The organism is Methylobacterium sp. FW102-HT35C08, assembly GCF_058790235.1.
The window spans coordinates 3485314-3503517 of the sequence record NZ_JBYTCL010000002.1 but is presented as its reverse complement, the minus strand read 5'-3'; the positions used below and the strand labels follow the sequence as shown (position 1 = coordinate 3503517).

Genomic DNA, 18204 nt, shown 5'->3' with positions numbered 1-18204 from the left:
GCCCTTCGGAAAACTCCCTGACCCACCGTCGCAAAATCATCCGCACCGGGCATCCGCTGTCACTTGATCGACCGAGCTGAAAGCGGACACCTCCACGGTCCGGGGGGAGGGGAGACAGCGCCACGCATTGCCTCGCCGTCCGGGTTTCGACCCAAGCCCTGCGGGGAGCCGCACGGTCAGGAGCAGCAGATTGGCGACACCCGCGATTTCGCCGACCCGCCCCATGCCTGCTGCGTGTCATCGGCGATCGATAGGCTGCGCGGCGCGCCGCCCTCCAGCGGCACCGCGCCGCGGTTAGGGATACCATCTGTCAGCCAATTTCGGGCATCGATGGCGGCCTCCCATCGACCACCCCACACGGAAGGGCCGACGCCACGATGCGAACGATCGTTTATGCCGATGGAGGTTGCGACCCGAACCCCGGTCCAGGCGGTTGGGGGGTCGTCATTGCGGCCCCGGATGGCACGGTCGAACTGTGCGGCGGGGAGCCCGGCACCACGACCAACAACCGCATGGAGCTGACGGCCGCGATCAAGGGCCTCGAGCATTTCCCGGCCGGGGCCGCCATCGAGATGCGGTGCGACAGCCAGTACGTCGTCAAATCGGTGACCGAATGGATGCGCGGCTGGAAGGCGAAAGGCTGGCGCACGACGACGGGTGAGGTGAAGAACATCGACCTCATGAAGCGCCTCGACGAACTCAATGCTGCGCGCGACGTGAAATGGACCTGGGTCCGGGGGCATGCCGGCGACCGTCTGAATGAGCGCGCCGACGCTCTCGTCCACCGTGGCCGTCGCGAGGCCAAGCTCGGCAAGTTCGAGTCGCGCAACAGTGCCGCGCCCCTCCCTGCGCCTGTCCCGGCGCCAGCGTCGCCGAGCCAGAAAGCCGACCTGCGCATCGATCTTGCGCTCGGCCTTCAGGTCGCGCGGGCCGCGAAGGCGGCGGGTGTCACTCCCGACGCCCTCGTCGAGGATGCGATCCGCCTCTACCTGGAGATCGGGCCGAGCGAGGTTGCACGCCTGCGGTCGAGCCGAGGATAGTGGACGCGGTCGGGTGCGGTGACGCCTGGTCGCCGGCTCGAGCCCAATCTTGCGCCATGCGTTCGCCGCGCGGACACCGGACGGTCCGCCCTTTTGGCAAGCCGCGGCCAATTCGGGCGGTTTCCCTGACGAGCTGCTCCGGATGGGAAGCGGTCGTCCCGTATGTGGTCGCAAGCGGACCGTGGCGACCACATACGGCCGGCGGATGCAGCCCTGATCGGATCCGTTGACGCGAGCGCGCCAATTGGCGCAGGCGCCGGAGCCATCCCCGAAAGATCGGAACCCATCAACACGTTTGGCATTGGTCGTCCAACGCAACAGCGAAGGAGACATCGATGCGGAAGCTCGCTCTCATCTCCGCCCTGGCTCTGTCGGTCGGAGCGATCGGCGCCACCGGCGCCCAGGCGCAGGGTTATGGATACGGCGGCTACGGCGGCCATCATGGTGGATACGGCCGGGGCTACGACCGCGGCTATGGCGGCCATCGCGACTACGGCTACCGGCGTCACCGCGGCCTTTCGACGGGTGCCGCGATCGGCCTCGGTATCGCGGGCGCGGCGGCTGGTGCGGCCGCCGCAGGAGCCTACGACCGCGGCGGTCCGGGCTATTACGGCCGGGGCTACTGAGGAGCCTCACGGCTGCGGAATTTCCGGACCCCTGCCGCGCCTGCGCGGCGGGGGTCCTTCGTTTCGCGGGCAGCCCCACGCGGTCTCGACGGGACGGATGGCCTAGCGCAACCAGCCTCGGATCCGCGCGCGCAGGGTCGGCCGCACCGCCCGGCGCGCGCGTGCCGCCGCGAAGGCATCGATGCGGATCCGATCCGTCGGGACCTGCCGCAGGAACCGCTCCGCGATCTCGAAGATCAGCACGTCCGGCCGGACCGCCTCGACATAGGCCCAGTCGATATTGGCCGACCAGATCGCGTGGACCTCCGCGAAGGTCTCCGCCAGCATCGCGGTCAGGCGCGCGCCCGGGCTGTAGATGTACGAGTCGCCGAACAGGACGACGCGACGCGGATCGGGCGCTTGAGGGTTGGTCAGCACCACGCGTGATCCGACGAACAAGCCGCGCAGCCGGACAGCCTGACCCGTCTCGCGGACCCGGACCAGTGCGTTCGCTTCGGTCCGTTCCGCGCGGCGCGGGAAGTCGTAGGCGACGTAATCCTCGGCGACCGGCGGCGTCAGCTTCTCGCCGAGATCGAACGTGAAGCGCTCCTGCTGGCTCGAACCCGCGAACACGTGCTCGGCGACCGGTGCGTCGAGCGCCTCGCAGAGAGCGCGATAGGCGGTGAGATAGCCGCGGTAGGTCCAGTGCGTATCCGTCCGAAGATAGACCGGCTCCTCGGCGCGCGCCGCGGACAAGGGGGTCAGCAGGTCTACCATCGTGGCCGCACTGTCTCGCGCAACTAGGCGGCCGAGGCGGACGCTCGGTGGATCGCCGAGACCGGGAAACGGGCGGCCGAGCCGGTCGGGATAGACGGCGAGCTTGTCAGGCACGACCGTGTGCACGTGGCGGATGCCGAGCTCGTCCAGACGGCGTGCGCGCCGGGCGATGAGGCGTGCCCAGCGCCCGAGGATCCGACGCGACGCCGCTGTGTCGCCGTAGAAGGTCTCGACCTCACGAGCGCGCCCGACCCAGTACAGCCAGCCCTCATGCCCGACGGCGACGCCGTTGCCGCTCTTCATGAAAGGTCCGCCCCTCCTGTCGTGCCGGCAATGCCCCCGCCGGACAATTCGCGCACCCGCCTCGACGGAACCGGGCCGGATTGCAAGCCCGCCGGTGCCGGAGGCCGGGCAGAGACTGCCCGCGATGTTTTTCGCCCGCGCCGCCGCCGTTCGGTGAAACCTTATGGGCTGCTTCGGGGTACTTCGATCAGGCGCAACGTTCTGCGCGGCGTTTGGAAGAGGCGGCGGCCGATGTCCGCGCTTGTGACCTTTGTCGGCTGCAGCCTCGTGCTCGCGGGTTTCGCGGCGGAGAAATTCGCCGAGCATCGCTGGCTCGCCGCCAGCCATCCCGCGCCCCTCGACACCTTCGCGGTTCTCGCCCTTACGCTGCCTGCCGCCGGGCTCACGCTGATGGCCGCCTTGGCAGCCTGAGGTCGGCTGCATCGTCCGTCAGACCTGTCCGAGTCAGAACCGGACGCCCGCGCTCTGTCCTTCGCGCCAGACCAACGTGACCGCGTAGCGCATCTCGGCGACAGTCAGCACGAGATCGAAGGTGGGCGCCAGCACGACGGCCTGCGCGCCCAGGAACTCAAGCATCGCGCCGTCGTCCGAGATGTTCTTGACCTGGCAGGCGGATCGCGAACCGTCGGGATGCTGGACGAAGGCCAGCAGGGCGGTCGGCTTCCGCTCGGTCGCGCGCCGCTCCACGTAATTTTGGCTCGGCTTTGCAGTCCGGTACATCGGCGATGTCCCTGCGCAGGTGGGCCGAGATGGCAATATCCGGAATATTCTTCTGATTTCGCTAAGAAATCATTGACGATCAATCTGGATCGAGATCCGCAGACCTTCCGGACTTCGTTCCGCGCGGATGACCGGGCACCAACGGGACAGGCTTCGAGATCCGGCGATGTCCCTGGCCTTGGCCATGGCCGAGGGCAGGACGCTGCCTATCTGGACGCGGGCACCTTCGCCGGTTCGATCCAGAGGGGCGCCAAACGAAGATCGGATCCGATCATGCGCAATTGCTCCGGTGCTGCTCTCCTGTCGCTGGTTCTGGCCGGCACCCTGATGGCTCCGCAGGGCTCGGCGGTCGCCGAGATGCCCGGTCAGCCGCTGACACCGGCTGCAGCGCCGGCGTGGCCGCCGAACTTCTCCCGCAACGTCCAGGGGACCGGTCTGCCCGGGATCGACGGTGGCCACGTCTTCCTGTGGAATCGGCCGCAGGGCTTCGATCCGGTCTCCACCCTGCGGGTCGACCGGCACGTGCCGGAGGGCTCCGGTGAGGCAACCCACACCTACAAGGCGGTCTGGGCGCTCGGCTCGTCAGGTCCCAACAATGCCGGCTACGAGTGGACGATCACAGGAGAGCTGCACAATCGCGCCCTCGCCAGTACGGGCGCGCAGAACGTCGCGGTGAACGGGACGATCTTCAAGGAGGCGAACGGGCTGGGGCCGGTGGGGCCATCCTGGGCCGGCAACTTCAACTGCGTGGACATGACCGACGAGCCTGATCCGGTTGCCTCCTGCATCGGCGCCGAGGTCGACGTCTCGGCACAGTCGCCGACCACCGACCGCAATCGCCAGCGCGTCGGTCTGCAGATCTCGACCGGCGGGGTGCCGGGTGCCCATACCGGGTACGGGATCTTGATGGGCAATCTCACCGGCTCGGTGACCGACCGGGGCTTCTCGTTCCAGGGCGAGGGCACCTACGGCATCGGCATCGACGCCGCCGCGGGTCGTTTCACCGGCCCGGCGATTCTGCTCGGCTCCGGCCAGTCGATCGGCCTCGACGGGAACCGTGACGGTGGCTTCTCGCGCAGCCTCGGCTTCGACGGCCGCGATCTCGTCTACGGCCTGGGCGGCGCGCCGGTGTTCCGGGTCAGCGACACCGGACAGGTCGAGGCGGCCAACGTCCGCGAGGCGATGCCGCGGCCGCCGCAGAGCAGCAGCGCGCCCTGCAACCCCGGCGAACACGCCTGGGACGCGGCCTACGAATATCGCTGCGTCGCCCCGAACCGCTGGAAGCGGGCGACGCTCAGCGACTGGTAGGGGCGCGGGGACGTCAGCGGTCGAGGATGCGCACCACGGCGCGGGTGGCGGGATCGACCACCACGATCTTGTCGCCCGGCGCCACGAAGTAGCCGAAGCGGCGCAGGCGCGGATTCGGAGCGTCCGTGAAGGGTGCGAGTTCGACATCGGCCGGCACGATGCTACCGGGTCGCAGCGGAATCGAGCCGACGATCGGCCCGGGCCCGACCGGGCGGCGCACGATGTAATCGCGGACGATGACGTCGTCGTCCGGCCCGAAATCGTCGGGTGCCACGATCACGGCCTGGGCGAAGGCCGAGCCGGTGAACAGGGCGGCGAAGCCGAGGGACGCGGCGAGGCTTGCACGTGTGGACATGGCGGTCTCCGTGACCTTCGAGGCAGCCGGAAACCCGCGCGGCCACCGATCGGTTCCCGGAACTGTCCCGGTCAGCGGCCGATCTGGCCGGCCTCCGCCAGGGGGACCGGCGACCAGCGGGTGATCTGCACGTAGCCGTCGAGTGCCGCCACAACCACGTGCCGGCGATGGCGGTGGACGACCGAGCCGGGCGTATGCCCGTGACGCTCGCGCCAGCCATGGGCTTCGGCGACGAACACGCGCGCATCGCCGAGGCGCGCTATGGTCTCGACGGTGCCGAACGCGCGCACGCGCCGAAGGACGGCATCCACCTCCTGGCGGAAATCGAGCGTGCGGTCGGCATCCGTGGCACGGGGCCAGTAGGAACCATCGCCCTGCGGCTCGGCCCGGCGCCAGCGATTGGGGAGATCGCGTCCGAGAGGTCCGGCGGCGAGGCGCCGGGCCGCCATCTGGCATTTCGCCAGCAAGGTCTCGTGGTTCTCCTGCCGGCTCAACGGGAAGATCTCCTGAGCCAGGATATCGCCGGTGTCGAAACCGTCGGCGAGCACATGCGCCGTGACGCCCCAGGTCTCGTACTGGTCGAGCACGGCCCGGAAGAGCGGGTAGGGACCGCGCCCGGTCGGCAAGGGCGAGGGATGGAAGTTTAGGCCGTAGCCGAGGCGGCCGCGCCAACCCCGCACCAGCCAGGGATAGCCGGCGACGACGAGCGCGCAATCCTTGCCGTGCTCGGCCTGAAGCGCCGCGATGTCGGTCTCGCGGATGCGCGAGAGCTGGATCGGCAGGCGCAGCGATCGGGCGCGGGCGACGATCACCTCGTTGTGGTCGTAGATTCCGTCGCAGGGCCGCGTGAACAGCTTCACGGGCGTCCAGCCGGCATCCAGGAAGCCCTCGAAGACGCCGCCCAGGAAGTCGATACCGGCAAACGCGAACTTCATGCTTCCCGCCTGCGACCTTGTGCACGTGGAGGGCGCGGTCCCGGCCGCCTGCCCGAGGGCGCCATCGGCCTTACCTTGATCGCGACGGAATGGGTAGCAGGAGGGCTCCGCGTGCGGCGGGTGATGATCTACGGCGGGACGGGCGGTACCGGCCTCGCCGCAGGGCGGGTTCTGCGGGCTCGCGGGTACGCCCTGCATCTGATCGCCCGAGATCCCGGCCGCCAGTCCAACGCCGCTGAACGCGGCGACACGCCGTTCAGCGCGAAGGTCTGAGGCGATGCCGGTAAGAGCGGCCCCGCCGCGCCTGGCCCGGTCGACGCTGCGCCTCGTCCTCGGCGACCAGCTCACCCGGCGCGTGTCCAGTCTCGTGGATATCGACCCCGAGCACGACGTCGTCCTGATGGTCGAGGTGCGGGACGAGGCGACCTACGTCCGCCATCACAAGCAGAAGATCGCCTTCCTGTTCGCCGCCATGCGCCACTTCGCGGCCGAACTCGAGGCCGAGGGGATCACGGTCGATTACGTGCGGCTGACCGAGGCCGGCAATTCCGGCAGCTTCACCGGCGAGCTCGAGCGCGCCGTCCCGCGGCATCGCCCGCAGCGGGTCGTGGTCACCGAGCCCGGCGAGTGGCGCGTCTGGGAGATGATGCAGGACTGGCGCGAAACCCTGCCGGTGCCGCTGGAGATCCGGCCCGACAACCGCTTCCTGTGCCCGCGCGAGGATTTCGCCCGCTGGGCCGAGGACCGGCACCACCTGCGCATGGAGACCTTCTACCGCGGCATGCGGCGCCGGACCGGCCTGCTCATGGATGGTGCCGAACCCGCCGGCGGCCGCTGGAACTTCGATCCCGACAACCGGAAGCGCCTGCCGAAGACGCATCGTCCGCCGGACCGGATCGGCTTTCAGCCGGATTCGCTGACGCGCGACGTCATCGCTCTCGTGGAGCAGGAGTTCGGCGACCATTTCGGCGACCTGGACGGCTTCTCCTGGCCGGTCACGCGAACCGACGCGCTCGCCGCGCTCAGGCATTTCATCGCCGCGTGCCTGCCGACCTTCGGCGACTACCAGGACGCGATGAAGACCGGCGCACCCTTCCTCTATCACGCGCTGCTGTCGCCGGCCCTCAATGCCGGTCTGCTCACCGCGGAGGAGATCTGCTGGGCCGCCGAGCGGGCCTATCGCGAGGGGGTCGCACCGTTGAACTGCGTCGAGGGCTTCATCCGGCAGATCCTCGGCTGGCGCGAATATGTGCGCGGCGTCTACTGGGCGCGGATGCCCGGTTACCGTGAGACCAACGCGCTTCGGGCCGGCCGCGCCCTGCCGTGGTTCTACTGGTCGGGCGAGACCAAGCTCAACTGCATCGCGCAGGTCGTCTCGGACACCCGCGCCCACGCCTACGCTCACCATATCCAGCGCCTCATGGTCACCGGCAACTTCGCCCTGATCGCCGGGCTTGATCCGGCGCAGGTTGAGGCGTGGTACCTGATCGTCTTCGCCGACGCCTATGAATGGGTCGAGCTTCCCAACGTGCACGGCATGGTGCTCTGGGCCGACGGCGGCGTGATGGGCTCGAAGCCCTACGCGGCTTCGGGCGCCTATATCGACCGGATGTCGGACTATTGTGCGGCCTGCGCGTACGACGTGAAGGTCAAGTCCGGGCCGGACGCCTGCCCGTTCAACTATCTGTACTGGAACTTCCTGATCGAGAACGAGGAGCGGTTGGCCGGCAATCAGCGGATGACCATGCCGTATCGAACCCTGCGCGGTCTGGGCGACAAGCGCCGCGCGGAGATCCGGCGCGACGCGGCCTCTTTCCTGAAGGCCTTGAGCAGCGAGCCCGCCGCGCTTCACCAGGGCGACCACACGGCGAGTGCCACATAAGGACCGGGTCCGCGCCGGCCGGTCTCGGATTGCAGGCCCGCCGAAACCCGGAAGCTGTAGCGGCCCAGCGTGAAATCCGTGCCGTGCAGGCCGAGATTCCATTTGCGATAGCCCGTGGCGTCCGTATAGGCGGCCACCTCCGGGCCAAGATACGTGTCCCAGAGCCGGTAGCCCCAGGCGAGGCGGGCCCACACGCTGTCGCGTGCCGAGCCAACCACCGCATTCGCCTGCACGAGCGTGGCCGCCGTCGGCCGTGCCCAGATCTCGCCCTGCAGGCGAAGACCAAGATGCGGTTCCAGCGCGGAGAGGCCGCGACCATCGAGCAGCATCTCCCGAATGCCCTCAGGACCGGCGTAGGCAGCAACGACGCCCCAATCGAAGAACCACTGGTAGCCGACGACCAAGGCGGCGCTCGCCGTATAGCGCTGGCGTGCCTCGGTGGATCCGCGCTCGTCGCGATGCCCGCCGCCGAGACTTGCGAGCGCGACGAAACCGTCCTGATCGCGCGCGCCCCACGCCGCCTTTGCCCCGAGGGTCAGGAAGGTCGCCGCGCTCGCATCGAGGCTGCCGAACAGGAGGGTGTCGATCTCCCCAGCGGAAGTCGCGCGTGGATGCGCAGCAAAACCCAGAGCAACCATGACGGTAATGCCGGCAAACTTACGTCCTATGGTCGGATTGCGCGGCATCGAACGATTCTGCCCCAGGCTTCGAGGCAGAAAGCTAAGATGATGCCACGATCATCTGCAGGCCTTGTTTCGAGAGATCCCCTGCAAACATCGCGCGTCTGCACGGGATCTGAGGCAAACGTTGCAGATGCCGGACGCGGTGCTTGAGATTACTTGTGATTTACATAGAGGTATATCGGCATCCTGAGGTGGGTCGTCGCCGTCCAGGCGAGAGCCGGCGCGCTGTCGCGAATCTGCCGTGCTTGGCGTGCCAGATGTTCTCGGCTAGAGCCCCCGGCTGGAAAGCGAAGGTTGGCGGATCCTTGACCTCCGGTGCACGCACGTCGGACGTTCTCACGGTGCTGGCAAGCCAGGAGGGCGAGCGCCTCACCGTGGGCGACATCGTTGCGGTCCTGCGGGATCGCGCCTTCGCGCTGCTGGTCGTGCTGCTCGGCCTGCCGAACTGCCTGCCGATGCCGCCGCCGATCCCGCTGATCTGCGGCCTGCTTCTGCTACTCGTGGCGATTCAGATCGCGGCCGGCATGTCGGCGCCCTGGCTGCCGCGCATGCTGCTCGGCCGCTCCATCGCCCTCGCCGACGTGCGGCGCGCGGTCACCCGGGCGGTGCCGATCCTGCGGCGGCTGGAGCGCTGGTCGCGGCCGCGCGTGAGCGTCTTCGAGACCGCGCTCGGCATGCGCGGCATGGGGATCGTCCTGCTGGCCCTGGCGCTGGCGCTGATCGTGGCCGCGCCCATCGTGGGACAGATCCCGCTGGGTCTCGCCGTCTGCCTCGTGGGTCTCGGCCTCGTCGAGCGCGACGGGGTCGTGGTCATGGGCGGCCTCGTGATCGGCCTGTTCGGAGTCGCCATCAACGCCGGGTTCGCCTACGCGGTGATCGCAGGGATCCTCGGTCTCCTCAACCTCTGACGGTCCGTCAGAGGCGGTAGCGGATCTGGTCGGTCCAGAAGCGCTCGAGGCGGCCCAGCGCCTGGTTCAGCCGGCCGAAATCGTCGTCCGAGATGCCGCCGATCGGCGCGATCGTGCGGGCATGCTTGTCGTAGAGCCCCTGGATGATTTCGTGGACCTGACGACCCTTGTCGGTCAGGCTGATCCGGACCGAGCGGCGATCGGTCTTCGAGCGGGCGTGGTGCAGGTAGCCCGCCTCGACGAGCTTCTTGACGTTGTAGGAGACGTTGGAGCCCAGATAGTAGCCCTTGGTCCGCAGCTCGCTCGCGGTCAGCTCCTTGTCGCCGATGTTGTAGAGGAGCAGCGCCTGGACGCTGTTGACGTCCTCGCGGCCACGGCGCTCGAACTCGTCCTTGATCACGTCGAGCAGCCGACGGTGAAGCCGCTCCACGAGGTGGAGTGCCTCCAGGTAGGAGCCTTTCGCGGACGACGCCTCTTCGGGGGCCTCGATCTTCGCGACTCGGGCGCTCTGGGTCTTCATCTCTGCCTCGCCATCTGATGCTGCCACTCCGTACAATGCGGGGCGGCTGATGTTGGTGAAGCTAGGGCCCGGGAATGAAAGGCGATTTAAGCGACAGGATGAATTCGCGATTTACTCTTCGAGGTAAAGACAAACTGAAGCGAAGATCAGAACATTTCGTTCACCGTGCTTCCTGGGCGGCGAGCCAGGAGAGCAGGAAGTACAACGTCACCACGCTGGCCCCGAATACGAGCAGGGGAACCGGTAGCGGCAGAAGTTGCGGTGTTAGAACCGCCAGCGTCATGGCCGACGTCACGGCGAGCAGCCAGATCACGCCGCCCCAGGCGCTGGTGAGCCACAGCCCGATCGCCGCCGCGGCGTCGACCACCGCGAAATAGACGATCGCCGCCTGCCGGCCGAAGGGCTCGACCTCGAACGGCCGCGCGCCGGGAAGCACGTCGAGGATCGTTGCCCAGGCCAGGATGCTTTTCAGAAGCCATGCGAGAGCCGTGATGCGCATGAACCAGATGAGCACGGTGTCCCACGTGCCGGGCGCCGGCCCCTGAGCGCGCTCGATCCGGTCGGTCGGGATCTCGCCGGGCCGGGGCGCCTTGCGCCGGATCGGAAGGTAGCCGGGCACTAGGACGCGCTCGCGGGTGCGGAGAGCCGGTTCATGTTCTGGGACAAGATCCTGGTCGGTCGGTGAGGGATGCGCCGGGTTGAAGCGGTTCCGTCGCGCTGCGTCAACGGTCGGGTTTCGCCCTGTCCGCCCCCTATGCTAGTCCCACGCCTTCGGCGCCGGTGCGCCGGCCGTCCGCGGCATTGCCCGCGCGAACCGTAGCGAAGCCGCATGTCAGACACATTGCCAGAGCCGCGTCCCATCGCCGTGGAGGCCGCCCGCGAGGGTGCCCGTGTCGAGGGCCTGAAGATCACCCAGCGGCCACGCCGCAACCGCAAGGCGGATTGGTCGCGCCGTCTGGTCCGCGAGCACACGCTCACGGTCGATGACCTGATCTGGCCGATGTTCGTCATCGAGGGCGAGGGGCGGCGCGAGCCGATCGCCTCCATGCCGGGTGTCGAGCGGCTCTCGGTGGATGAGATCGTCCGTGAAGCGGAACGCGCGGCGCGGCTCGGCATCCCGGCGGTGGCCTTCTTCCCGTTCACCGAGGTCGAACTGCGTGATCCGACGGGCTCGGAGGCGCTCAACGCCAATAACCTCGTCTGCCGGGCGGTGCGCGCCGTGAAGCGCGCCGTCCCGGAAGTCGGGATCATGACCGACGTCGCCCTGGACCCCTACACCAGCCACGGTCACGACGGGTTGATGAAGGACGGCGCGATCCTGAACGACGAAACCGTGGCGATCTTGGTGGAACAGAGCCTGATCCAGGCCGAGGCCGGTACCGACATCATCGCGCCCTCCGACATGATGGACGGGCGCGTCGGCGCGATCCGGGCCGGCCTCGACAAGGCCGGGTTCCTCGACGTGCAGATCATGGCCTACGCGGCCAAGTATGCCAGCGCCTTCTACGGACCGTTCCGCGACGCGATCGGCACTAAGGCGGCGCTGATTGGCGACAAGCGCACCTACCAGATGGATCCGGGCAACTCGGCCGAGGCCCTGCGCGAGGTCCGGCTGGACCTCGACGAAGGGGCCGACTCGGTGATGGTGAAGCCGGGCCTGCCCTACCTCGACATCATCCGCCGCGTCCGGGACGAGTTCCAGGTGCCCACCTTCGCCTATCAGGTATCCGGCGAGTACGCGATGATCGAGGCCGCCGCCCGGAACGGCTGGCTCGACGGCGATCGCGCGATGGTCGAGGCGCTGCTCGCCTTCAAGCGGGCCGGGGCCGACGGGGTCCTCACCTATCACGCCCCCCGCGTCGCCGAACGTCTGCGCAGCCAGCCGTGAGGCGCCTGCACCGCTGGCTCCTCGGGGCCGCGGTGGTGGCGGGCTTTCTCGGAGGGCTCGCCGCCTGTCAGGACACCCTGCGGCGCGAGCGGGTCGCCACCTGCCGCCGCGCCCTTCCGGCGATCGCGCCCCAGGCCGGGATCCGCCTGCTGCGGGCCGCCACCGGCCCGGCCGCCAACACGGTGCGGGTCGATTACGCCGACGGCAACCGGCAGCACTGGCTCACCTGCCGCTTCGACGCCGGGTCGACCCTCGTGGCTGTCGCCACCGAGAGCACGAGCCTGTCGGGCCCCTCGCTCTACATGCTCAAGCGCTTCTATCTCGACACGCCCGACGCCGAGGCCGGCGACCCGGCCGAACGGTGACGCAGAAACCTGTGCCCTTGCGGCTTCTGCGGAGCGCACCCACCTCTCCGGCTGCAGCCTCGTTTGCAGGACGCGACACCATGCAGAACCCTCAACCCGGCTACGCGCAGCGTTTCGATGCACCCGGCTACGCGACCTCGCTGCCCGTGCCCTTCGTGCGGGCCAGCCTCGGCGGTCGGACGGTGGCGTATCTCCTCGATATCCTGTTCATCTTCGGGTTCACGGTCCTGCTGACGCTGCTGATCACCGTCGTCGGTGTCGTGACCTTCGGCCTGGGCTGGACGCTCTTTGCCGTCCTGCCGGCGAGCGGGATCATCTACAGCGCGATCACGGTGGGCGGCGCGAAGCAGAGCACGATCGGCCAGCGGCTGATGGGTTTGCGGACGATCGCGCCCGAGAGCGGAGCGCGGGTCGACATCATCACGGCGGCCGTCCACGCGCTGCTCTTCTACGTGGCGATCTCGACCTTCCTGCTGTGGTGCGTCGACATCGCCTTCGGTTTGATGCGGTCCGACCGGCGGCTCGCCCACGATCTGCTGCTCGGCCTCGCGGTCGTCCACGCGCGCTGAGGACGTTCTGACGCGACGAAAAACCCGCGGGCCGGCTGGCCGGGGGCATTGAGCCCGGCCACGCCACCTGTAAACTGGTATGCCGGCGCCGAGAGGATGCATCCGGCGCAGGGTCCAGAAGAAGCGTGACCAGCCATCCCCGCGATACGCCGCAATTTTATCTCACCGCGCCTTCGCCGTGCCCCTACCTGCCGGGCCAGGAGGAGCGGAAGGTGTTCACCCATTTGGTCGGGCGCCGAGCCCGCGACCTCAACGAGATCCTGACCCAGGGCGGGTTTCGCCGCTCGCAGACAATCGCCTATCGCCCGGCCTGCGAGACCTGCCGTGCCTGCGTCTCCGTGCGCGTCGTCGTGGACGAGTTCGTGCCGAGCGCCAGCCAGCGACGCATCCTGGCCCGCAACACCGATTGGGTCGGCACCCCGGAGCCGAACCGGCCGGCCTCGGAGCAGTACGCCCTGTTCCGCCGCTACCTCGACGCGCGCCACGGCGATGGCGGCATGGTCGACATGACCGTCCTCGACTACGCCATGATGGTCGAGGACAGCCACGTCGACACGCACTTGGTGTCATACCGACGGCGCGTCCCCGACACGGCGATCACCGGCCGCAGCTCGGGCCCGCCGCTGGCGTTCTGCCTGACGGATGTCCTCGCCGACGGGCTGTCGATGGTCTACTCGTTCTACGATCCCACGGAGGCCGGGCGCTCGCCGGGGACCTTCATGATCCTCGACCACATCCGCCGGGCCCGCCAGCTCGGCCTGCCGTATCTGTATCTCGGTTACTGGGTCGAGGGCTCGCGCAAGATGGACTACAAGTCGCGCTTCCGGCCCCAGGAGCGGCTGATGGGACAGGGCTGGGTGCGGACCGAGTGAGGTCTCTCCACATCCCGTGTCCCACGGGCATGATCCGTATGCATTGAGCGGCCGGCCCGCCGCATGCTACCGGCCTCGCACGCAATCCGGACCGTGCCGAGGCCTCCATGATCCCCCGCTATAGCCGCCCCGCGATGACCGCGATCTGGTCGCCCGAGAGCCGGTTCCGGATCTGGTTCGAGATCGAGGCTCACGCCACGACGGCGCTGGCCGAGATCGGCGTGGTGCCGAAGGAGGCTGCCGAGACCGTCTGGGCGAAGGGCAAGGACGCCGTCTTCGACGTGGCCCGGATCGACGCGATCGAGGCGGTGACGAAGCACGACGTGATCGCGTTCCTCACGCATCTCGCCGAGATCGTCGGTCCCGAGGCACGCTTCGTCCACCAGGGCATGACCTCCTCGGACGTGCTCGACACCTGCCTCAACGTGCAGCTCGTGCGCGCGGCCGACATCCTCATCGCCGACGTGGACGCGCTGCTGTCCGCCCTGAAGGCGCGGGCCGTCGAGCACAAGCTCACGCCGACCATCGGGCGCTCGCACGGCATCCATGCCGAGCCGGTGACCTTCGGGCTGAAGCTCGCCCAGGCCTATGCCGAGTTCGAGCGCAACCGGAGCCGGCTCGTGGCGGCCCGCGAGGAGGTCGCCACCTGCGCGATCTCCGGAGCGGTCGGCACCTTCGCCAACATCGATCCGCGCGTTGAGCAGTACGTCGCCGAGAAGATGGGCCTGACTGCCGAACCGGTCTCGACCCAGGTCATCCCGCGCGACCGGCACGCGATGTTCTTCGCCACGCTGGGCGTCGTCGCCTCGTCGCTGGAGCGCCTGGCCATCGAGATCCGCCACCTCCAGCGCACCGAGGTACTGGAGGCCGAGGAGTTCTTTTCCGAGGGTCAGAAAGGATCCTCGGCCATGCCGCACAAGCGCAACCCGGTGCTCACCGAGAACATCACCGGCCTCGCCCGCATGGTCCGCGGCTACGTCACGCCCGCGCTCGAGAACGTGGCGCTCTGGCACGAGCGCGACATCTCGCACTCGTCGGTCGAGCGGATGATCGGCCCCGACGCGACCGTGACCTTGGACTTCGCGCTCGCCCGCATGACCGGCGTGATCGAGAAGCTGCTGATCTACCCGGCCAACATGCAGAAGAACCTCGACCGGCTCGGCGGCCTCGTCCACTCGCAGCGGGTCCTGCTGGCGCTCACGCAGGCCGGCGTGTCGCGCGAGGATGCCTACCGCTTGGTCCAGCGCAATGCGATGCCGGTCTGGCGCGGGGAGGGCGACTTCCTGGCGCTCCTCAAGGCCGATCCCGAAGTCACCGCGGCGCTCTCGCCGGAGCAGATCGAGGAGTGCTTCGATCTCGGCTACCACTTCAAGCACGTGGACACGATCTTTGCGCGGGTGTTCGGCGCGGCCTGAGCGCCGCACGATTCCTGCTTGGGCCCGTGACGAACACAGGAAGGCAATCCGTGACCTCACCCCGCATCGTCTACCTCAACGGCGCATTCCTCCCCTTCGAGGAGGCCCGTGTGCCGATCATGGACCGCGGCTTCCTGTTCGCGGACGGCATCTACGAGGTCTCCGCGATCATCGACGGCAAGCTCGTCGACAACGCCGCGCATCTCGCGCGCCTCGATCGCTCCCTGGGTGAGATCGGCATCCGCAACCCGCACGACGCCGCGGGCTGGGAGCGCCTGCAGACCGAGCTGGTCGCCCGCAACGGCGTCACCGAAGGGCTGGTCTACATGCAGGTGACGCGCGGCGTCGCCGAGCGCGACTTCGCCTTCCCGAAAGGCGATGTCGCGCCGACCGTGATGATGTTCACGCAGGCCAAGACCGTGCTGGCCAACCCGCTCGCCGAAAGCGGCGCCCGGGTCATCACCGTCGAGGACCTGCGCTGGAAGCGTCGGGACATCAAGTCCGTGGCCCTGCTGGCGCAGGTGCTCGCCAAGCAGCAGGCGGCCGAGGCCGGCGTCGCCGAGGCCTGGATGGTCGAGGACGGGGCGGTAACGGAGGGCTCGTCCTCCACAGCCTTCATCGTCAGCCGCGATCGGGTTCTCGTGACACGGCCGCTGTCCACGGCCCTGCTGCCCGGCATCACACGGGCTTCGGTGCTGCGGCTCGCTCAGGAGGCCGACCTGCGGATCGAGGAGCGCCTGATCCCGGTCGCCGAGGCCTACGAGGCTCAGGAGGCGTTTTACACCAGCGCCTCGGCTTTCGTGATGCCGGTGGTCGAGATCGACGGGAAGCGGATCGGCGAGGGTCGGCCCGGCCCGCTGACCCGGCGCCTGCGCGAGCTGTACATCGAGACGGCGCGCCAGGGCTGAGCCGGAGCGTCCACTCACGGGCGGCGCCGGTCCGGATCCGGGCCGCGAGGCGATCCGCTTCGGCAGGGGGCAGGAACGGATGCCGCCCCCGACTGTTCCTCCCCGAATTCGTGTCCTGAGAGGGGAGGCCGATCGTGCCGAAGACGTTCCTGCTCGCAGCGATGGCGGCGACCCTGGTCGCGCTGCCTGCCTATGCCCAGAACCCCGATGCGCCGCTGAAGGGGCGCGATTCGGATCCGGCCGTCCCGTCCGGGACGCAGACGCCGCCGGATCGCGTCCGTCCGAGCGCGGACGCGCCGCCCAAGGACCAGTCGCTCAGCGACAAGCTTCAGCAGAACGACGGCGTCATCAAGCCGCCGGAGGCGGGGACGACCGGAACCGTGGTCAAGCCCGACCAGTCCGGCTCGATGCCGGTGATCAAGCCCAATGAACTGCCCGGCCGCGCTCCCGGGACCGAGGCGAAGTAGGCATCCGCACGGCAGCTATACCGGCTGCCATGCGGCGACTTGCTTGATTTCGCTGCCCGGATCGCGGAAACGGCTCACGACGTACGGCGCCCGCACCCGCGGGCGGCGGCGTCCCGGTTTCCGTCGCGGGTAAGCAGGCAGGCATGGCCAACGTCGTCGTTGTGGGCGCCCAGTGGGGCGACGAGGGCAAGGGCAAGATCGTCGACTGGCTCTCCGAGCAGGCCGACATCGTCGTCCGGTTCCAGGGCGGGCATAATGCCGGCCATACGCTCGTCATTGACGGCGTGACGTACAAGCTGGCGCTGCTGCCCTCGGGCGTGGTCCGCGGCGGCAAGCTTTCGGTGATCGGCAACGGCGTCGTGGTCGATCCCTGGCACCTCGTCGACGAAATCGAGCGGATCAAGGCGCAAGGGGTGGAGGTCTCGCCTACCTCCCTGCGGATCGCTGACAACGCCACGCTGATCCTGCCGCTCCACCGCGAGCTGGACCATTTCCGCGAGACCGCGAATGCCGGTTTGAAGATCGGCACAACCAAGCGCGGCATCGGGCCGGCCTACGAGGACAAGGTCGGGCGCCGGGCGATCCGCGTCGTCGACCTCGCCGACCCCGACGCGCTCCCGGCCAAGATCGAGCGCGTGCTGACCCATCACAACGCCCTGCGACGCGGCCTCGGCATTGACGAGGTCAATGCCGAGGCGCTGCTCGCCGAACTGAAGGCCATCGCCCCAAAGATTCTGCCCTTCGCCGACACTGTCTGGGCGCTGCTCGACGAGGAGCGCCGGGCCGGCAAGCGCATCCTGTTCGAGGGCGCGCAGGGCGCTTTGCTCGACGTCGATCACGGCACCTATCCCTTCGTCACCTCCTCCAACATCGTGGCCGCGCAGGCGGCGACGGGTTCGGGCCTCGGCCCAGGCGCGATCGGTTACGTGCTGGGCATCGCCAAGGCCTACACCACCCGCGTGGGCGAGGGGCCTTTCCCGACCGAGCTGTTCGACGAGATCGGCGAAACCATCGGCAGCCGTGGCCGCGAGTTCGGCGTAAATACCGGGCGCAAGCGCCGCTGCGGCTGGTTCGATGCCGTGCTGGTTCGCCAGACGGTGCGGACCTCCGGAATCCACGGCATCGCGCTGACCAAGCTCGACATCCTCGACGGCTTCGAGGAGATCCGCGTCTGCACCGGCTACATGCTGGACGGTCAGCCGATCGACCACCTGCCCGCGAGCCAGGCTGCGCAAGCGCGGGTCGAGCCGGTCTACGAGGTGATCCCCGGCTGGTCCGAGACCACGGCAGGTGCCCGCTCCTGGGCGGATCTGCCGGCGCAGGCGATCAAGTATGTCCGCCGCATCGAGGAACTGATCGGCGCGCCGGTGGCCCTGCTGTCGACCTCGCCGGAGCGCGACGACACGATCCTGATGCACAACCCGTTCGAGGATTGACGCATCGCGCGCTATCCCGTTGACGACGCAAGTTTTTGAACACCCCGACTGTATCCAGCCCGTGCCCGCTTGATCTAGAACGGGCGCGCGGGCGGGCGGCCTTCCTGATGGCCGCCCTGCCACCATCTCGGTAACCGAGGCGCGGACGCGGTTCCGCGCGGCGGATCACGACATAACCGGCCGACGGGCCGTGACCGACCCTGACGGGCGGGAGCGGCCCTCGGTCCCCGGCCCTCGACCGGTGCTGC

General features: G+C 68.7%; 22 protein-coding genes. 15 read left to right on the top strand and 7 right to left on the bottom strand.

Features of this window, described 5'->3' with window-relative positions; translation table 11 throughout:
- Nucleotides 1-377: 377 nt before the first annotated feature.
- Both rnhA and AC3WSN_RS16690 read left to right on the top strand, forming a co-directional pair.
- Nucleotides 378-1040 carry a ribonuclease HI gene (gene rnhA, locus AC3WSN_RS16695; RefSeq protein ID WP_492539409.1) on the top strand — a complete coding sequence of 221 codons (663 nt, stop codon included), beginning with the start codon at nucleotides 378-380 and terminating at the stop codon, nucleotides 1038-1040.
- A 335-nt stretch (nucleotides 1041-1375) separates the two neighbouring features.
- Nucleotides 1376-1666, top strand: coding sequence for a hypothetical protein (locus AC3WSN_RS16690; RefSeq protein WP_192707428.1), 291 nt, complete (start codon nucleotides 1376-1378; stop codon nucleotides 1664-1666).
- Between the two features lie 102 nt (nucleotides 1667-1768).
- Here the strand turns inward: AC3WSN_RS16690 and AC3WSN_RS16685 are convergent, their stop codons facing one another.
- The gene (locus AC3WSN_RS16685; RefSeq protein WP_192707429.1) at nucleotides 1769-2725 is read right to left on the bottom strand and encodes an alginate O-acetyltransferase AlgX-related protein; all 957 of its coding nucleotides are present in this window, start codon (nucleotides 2723-2725) and stop codon (nucleotides 1769-1771) included.
- 231 nt (nucleotides 2726-2956) lie between these two features.
- Between AC3WSN_RS16685 and AC3WSN_RS16680 the strand changes: the two genes are divergently transcribed.
- Nucleotides 2957-3136, top strand: a complete 180-nt coding sequence (locus AC3WSN_RS16680; protein WP_238199212.1) for a hypothetical protein — start codon at nucleotides 2957-2959, stop codon at nucleotides 3134-3136.
- Nucleotides 3137-3169: 33 nt separating this feature from the next.
- On the opposite strand, the gene AC3WSN_RS16675 is transcribed toward AC3WSN_RS16680, so the two are convergent.
- Nucleotides 3170-3445 (bottom strand): PilZ domain-containing protein, encoded by a 276-nt coding sequence (locus AC3WSN_RS16675; protein WP_492539406.1) that lies wholly within the window; start codon nucleotides 3443-3445, stop codon nucleotides 3170-3172.
- A 273-nt stretch (nucleotides 3446-3718) separates the two neighbouring features.
- Between AC3WSN_RS16675 and AC3WSN_RS16670 the strand changes: the two genes are divergently transcribed.
- Nucleotides 3719-4753, top strand: coding sequence for a hypothetical protein (locus AC3WSN_RS16670; protein ID WP_492539404.1), 1035 nt, complete (start codon nucleotides 3719-3721; stop codon nucleotides 4751-4753).
- Between the two features lie 13 nt (nucleotides 4754-4766).
- Here the strand turns inward: AC3WSN_RS16670 and AC3WSN_RS16665 are convergent, their stop codons facing one another.
- Entirely contained in the window at nucleotides 4767-5108 is a 342-nt protein-coding gene (locus tag AC3WSN_RS16665) for a hypothetical protein (RefSeq protein WP_192707433.1), read from the bottom strand.
- Nucleotides 5109-5179: 71 nt separating this feature from the next.
- Nucleotides 5180-6043: a formyltransferase family protein gene (locus tag AC3WSN_RS16660; protein WP_492539402.1), complete on the bottom strand. Its 864-nt coding sequence runs from the start codon at nucleotides 6041-6043 to the stop codon at nucleotides 5180-5182.
- A 111-nt stretch (nucleotides 6044-6154) separates the two neighbouring features.
- On the opposite strand from AC3WSN_RS16660, the gene AC3WSN_RS16655 reads away from it, so the two are divergent.
- Nucleotides 6155-6316 carry a hypothetical protein gene (locus AC3WSN_RS16655; RefSeq protein ID WP_492539400.1) on the top strand — a complete coding sequence of 54 codons (162 nt, stop codon included), beginning with the start codon at nucleotides 6155-6157 and terminating at the stop codon, nucleotides 6314-6316.
- Between the two features lie 4 nt (nucleotides 6317-6320).
- The gene (locus AC3WSN_RS16650) at nucleotides 6321-7925 is read left to right on the top strand and encodes a cryptochrome/photolyase family protein (RefSeq protein ID WP_492539398.1); all 1605 of its coding nucleotides are present in this window, start codon (nucleotides 6321-6323) and stop codon (nucleotides 7923-7925) included.
- Here the strand turns inward: AC3WSN_RS16650 and bcsS are convergent.
- Entirely contained in the window at nucleotides 7892-8611 is a 720-nt protein-coding gene (gene bcsS / locus AC3WSN_RS16645; protein WP_492539396.1) for a cellulose biosynthesis protein BcsS, read from the bottom strand. The genes AC3WSN_RS16650 and bcsS overlap by 34 nt on opposite strands.
- A 302-nt stretch (nucleotides 8612-8913) precedes the next feature.
- On the opposite strand from bcsS, the gene AC3WSN_RS16640 reads away from it, so the two are divergent.
- A complete protein-coding gene (locus tag AC3WSN_RS16640) occupies nucleotides 8914-9516 on the top strand; it encodes an exopolysaccharide biosynthesis protein (protein WP_210331655.1) in 603 nt (200 codons plus the stop codon).
- Nucleotides 9517-9523: 7 nt separating this feature from the next.
- On the opposite strand, the gene ldtR is transcribed toward AC3WSN_RS16640, so the two are convergent.
- Together ldtR and AC3WSN_RS16630 are read right to left on the bottom strand one after the other, a co-directional pair.
- On the bottom strand, nucleotides 9524-10036 hold the full coding sequence (gene ldtR / locus AC3WSN_RS16635; protein WP_192707437.1) for a transcriptional regulator LdtR: 513 nt from the start codon (nucleotides 10034-10036) through the stop codon (nucleotides 9524-9526).
- A 160-nt stretch (nucleotides 10037-10196) separates the two neighbouring features.
- On the bottom strand, nucleotides 10197-10655 hold the full coding sequence (locus AC3WSN_RS16630) for a DUF6163 family protein (RefSeq protein WP_192707438.1): 459 nt from the start codon (nucleotides 10653-10655) through the stop codon (nucleotides 10197-10199).
- Nucleotides 10656-10865: 210 nt separating this feature from the next.
- Between AC3WSN_RS16630 and hemB the strand changes: the two genes are divergently transcribed.
- The 8 genes from hemB to AC3WSN_RS16590 all read left to right on the top strand — a co-directional run bounded on the left by hemB (nucleotide 10866) and on the right by AC3WSN_RS16590 (nucleotide 17956).
- Nucleotides 10866-11924, top strand: coding sequence for a porphobilinogen synthase (gene hemB / locus AC3WSN_RS16625; protein ID WP_192707439.1), 1059 nt, complete (start codon nucleotides 10866-10868; stop codon nucleotides 11922-11924).
- On the top strand, nucleotides 11921-12289 hold the full coding sequence (locus AC3WSN_RS16620) for a hypothetical protein (protein WP_492539393.1): 369 nt from the start codon (nucleotides 11921-11923) through the stop codon (nucleotides 12287-12289). The genes hemB and AC3WSN_RS16620 overlap by 4 nt, the downstream gene beginning before the upstream one ends.
- An 80-nt stretch (nucleotides 12290-12369) precedes the next feature.
- A complete protein-coding gene (locus AC3WSN_RS16615) occupies nucleotides 12370-12858 on the top strand; it encodes an RDD family protein (protein WP_492539391.1) in 489 nt (162 codons plus the stop codon).
- Between the two features lie 125 nt (nucleotides 12859-12983).
- A complete protein-coding gene (locus tag AC3WSN_RS16610; protein ID WP_492539389.1) occupies nucleotides 12984-13730 on the top strand; it encodes an arginyltransferase in 747 nt (248 codons plus the stop codon).
- A 107-nt stretch (nucleotides 13731-13837) separates the two neighbouring features.
- A complete protein-coding gene (purB, locus tag AC3WSN_RS16605) occupies nucleotides 13838-15145 on the top strand; it encodes an adenylosuccinate lyase (RefSeq protein ID WP_492539387.1) in 1308 nt (435 codons plus the stop codon).
- Nucleotides 15146-15195: 50 nt separating this feature from the next.
- Nucleotides 15196-16053, top strand: a complete 858-nt coding sequence (locus AC3WSN_RS16600) for a D-amino-acid transaminase (RefSeq protein ID WP_192707444.1) — start codon at nucleotides 15196-15198, stop codon at nucleotides 16051-16053.
- Nucleotides 16054-16187: 134 nt separating this feature from the next.
- Nucleotides 16188-16520 (top strand): hypothetical protein, encoded by a 333-nt coding sequence (locus AC3WSN_RS16595; protein WP_492539385.1) that lies wholly within the window; start codon nucleotides 16188-16190, stop codon nucleotides 16518-16520.
- A gap of 143 nt (nucleotides 16521-16663) precedes the next feature.
- On the top strand, nucleotides 16664-17956 hold the full coding sequence (locus tag AC3WSN_RS16590; RefSeq protein ID WP_192707446.1) for an adenylosuccinate synthase: 1293 nt from the start codon (nucleotides 16664-16666) through the stop codon (nucleotides 17954-17956).
- Nucleotides 17957-18204 lie beyond the last annotated feature (248 nt).

Bases quoted from the DNA above. Each gene is read 5' to 3' on its own strand.
- rnhA (WP_492539409.1), top strand. From the start codon at position 378: ATGCGAACGATCGTTTATGCCGATGGAGGTTGCGACCCGAACCCCGGT.
- AC3WSN_RS16690 (WP_192707428.1), top strand. From the start codon at position 1,376: ATGCGGAAGCTCGCTCTCATCTCCGCCCTGGCTCTGTCGGTCGGAGCG.
- AC3WSN_RS16685 (WP_192707429.1), bottom strand. From the start codon at position 2,725: ATGAAGAGCGGCAACGGCGTCGCCGTCGGGCATGAGGGCTGGCTGTAC.
- AC3WSN_RS16680 (WP_238199212.1), top strand. From the start codon at position 2,957: ATGTCCGCGCTTGTGACCTTTGTCGGCTGCAGCCTCGTGCTCGCGGGT.
- AC3WSN_RS16675 (WP_492539406.1), bottom strand. From the start codon at position 3,445: ATGTACCGGACTGCAAAGCCGAGCCAAAATTACGTGGAGCGGCGCGCG.
- AC3WSN_RS16670 (WP_492539404.1), top strand. From the start codon at position 3,719: ATGCGCAATTGCTCCGGTGCTGCTCTCCTGTCGCTGGTTCTGGCCGGC.
- AC3WSN_RS16665 (WP_192707433.1), bottom strand. From the start codon at position 5,108: ATGTCCACACGTGCAAGCCTCGCCGCGTCCCTCGGCTTCGCCGCCCTG.
- AC3WSN_RS16660 (WP_492539402.1), bottom strand. From the start codon at position 6,043: ATGAAGTTCGCGTTTGCCGGTATCGACTTCCTGGGCGGCGTCTTCGAG.
- AC3WSN_RS16650 (WP_492539398.1), top strand. From the start codon at position 6,321: ATGCCGGTAAGAGCGGCCCCGCCGCGCCTGGCCCGGTCGACGCTGCGC.
- bcsS (WP_492539396.1), bottom strand. From the start codon at position 8,611: ATGCCGCGCAATCCGACCATAGGACGTAAGTTTGCCGGCATTACCGTC.
- ldtR (WP_192707437.1), bottom strand. From the start codon at position 10,036: ATGAAGACCCAGAGCGCCCGAGTCGCGAAGATCGAGGCCCCCGAAGAG.
- hemB (WP_192707439.1), top strand. From the start codon at position 10,866: ATGTCAGACACATTGCCAGAGCCGCGTCCCATCGCCGTGGAGGCCGCC.
- AC3WSN_RS16615 (WP_492539391.1), top strand. From the start codon at position 12,370: ATGCAGAACCCTCAACCCGGCTACGCGCAGCGTTTCGATGCACCCGGC.
- purB (WP_492539387.1), top strand. From the start codon at position 13,838: ATGATCCCCCGCTATAGCCGCCCCGCGATGACCGCGATCTGGTCGCCC.
- AC3WSN_RS16590 (WP_192707446.1), top strand. From the start codon at position 16,664: ATGGCCAACGTCGTCGTTGTGGGCGCCCAGTGGGGCGACGAGGGCAAG.